General features: G+C 71.0%; 1 protein-coding gene. It reads left to right on the forward strand.

Annotated elements, in window-relative coordinates; translation table 11 throughout:
* Positions 1-1,702: FTR1 family protein (locus ACWELQ_RS45070; protein ID WP_452403086.1), on the forward strand; the 1,702-nt coding region annotated here is incomplete at its 5' end.
* Between the last annotated feature and the right edge of the window lie 106 nt (positions 1,703-1,808).

Below are 1,808 nucleotides of genomic sequence, written 5' to 3' on the forward strand. Positions count from 1 at the left end.
CACGCTGTTCGTGTGGACGGCCGTCAAGGCGGCCGGGTCGACCGCCGCGCCGCTGGTGGGCGCGGCCCTGGGTTTGATCATCGCGATCGCGCTGTGCTGGTTGCTGTTCCGGCAGTCGGTGCGACTCAACCTCGGCGTCTTCTTCAATCGCACCGCCATCCTGTTGATCGTCATCGCCGCGGGCGTGCTCGCCTACGGGCTCGGCGATCTGCAAGAGGCGGGCTGGCTGCCGGGGTCGCGCTGGATCGCCTTCGACCTGACCGCGCACATCGACCCCAACTCGTGGTGGGTCTCGCTGCTCACCGGCATCACCGAGCTGTCACCCAAGATGACCGTGCTGCAGGTGGTGGCGTGGATCGCCTACCTGGCCACGGTGATTCCGCTGTTCATCCGCGCGGGCCGCACCCCGGCCACCGCGCCGGAAGCCAAGCCCGACCCGGAAGCCAAGCCCGAACCGGAAGCCGAGGCCGCACCGCAGGCCGAGCCCGCGCCGGAATCCGAATCCGCGCACGCGGACTGGTGGGAGCGGATCGCCGGTCCGCGCCCGGTCCTGGTCGGCGCGACGCTGGTGCTGGTGCCCGTCCTCGCCGCCGCCACGGCCATCGCGCTGCTGCCCTCCGGCGACTCGAACACCACGAGCACGGTCACCGTCACCGCCGATGCCTGTGCCCCCGAATGGACTTCCGCGCACACCGGCACCCAGACCATCTCGGTGCACAACAAGTCCGGCAAGTCCGGTGAGATCGATCTGGTCGACGCGGACGGCGCGGTCGCCGGTGAGATCGAGAGCATCGGTCCGGCCACCACCGCCGAGCTGACGGCCACCTTGAACCCGGGCACGTACACGTTCATCTGCCTGATGTCCGGCCGCCCCTCGCTGTCCTCGGCGCGCGTGCCGGTGACGGGTGCGCAGACGGACGCGCCCCCGGCCTTCAAACCCGCCCGGATCAGCGAACTCCGCGCGCCCAACGACGCCTATCAGGCGTACGTGCGGCAGGTGCTGGGCCGCCTCACCACCGCGCTCGGCGCGGTCGGCCGGGATGTGCGGGCCCGCAATATTCCCGCCGCGCAGGCCGATTGGCTGCTCGCGCAGCAGGAGTGGGAGCGGGTCGGCGCGTCCTACAACAGTTTCAAGGATGCGGGCACCGCTGTGGACGGGCTGCCCAACGGCCTGCCCGAGGGAGTGAACGATCTGGGCTTCACCGGTATGCACCGCCTCGAGTACGGCCTCTGGCACGGCCAGGGCCCCGAGCAACTGGTGCCCGTGCTGGACAAGCTCGGCGCCGATATCGCCGCCATCGGCGACAACCTGACCACCAGCGATATCGCCGGGGATCCGACCACGCTGCCGATCCGCGCCCACGAGATCCTGGAAGACGCGCTGCGCGATCACCTTTCCGGCCTCGACGATCAGGGCGCGGGCGCGGCCTACCCGATGACGCTGGCCGATATCGACGTCACCCGCGCGGTCCTCGACCAGCTCGCGGTGCCGCTCGACGACCGCGATCCGCAACTGCGCCCGCAACTCTCGGCCAAGCTCGACCGCCTGCGCACCGCGCTGCTGGCCACCCAGGACAACGGCCGCTGGCGCGCTCCCGCGCAGACGCCGCCGCAGGCCCGGCAGGCGGTGAACGCCGCGCTCGGCGCGGCCCTGGAGGCGCTGTCGCGGGTGCCGCGCCTGCTGGAAACCAAAGCGAACTGACTCTCGAAAAAGGACTCCTCACCATGACTGTCAGCCGCCGCCGATTCCTCTCCGGCGCCGCCGCGGGCGTCGGTCAGCATGTGCGCGGCGTCGGACAGCAGTGCCA

The sequence above is a fragment of the Nocardia sp. NPDC004722 genome (assembly GCF_053601505.1).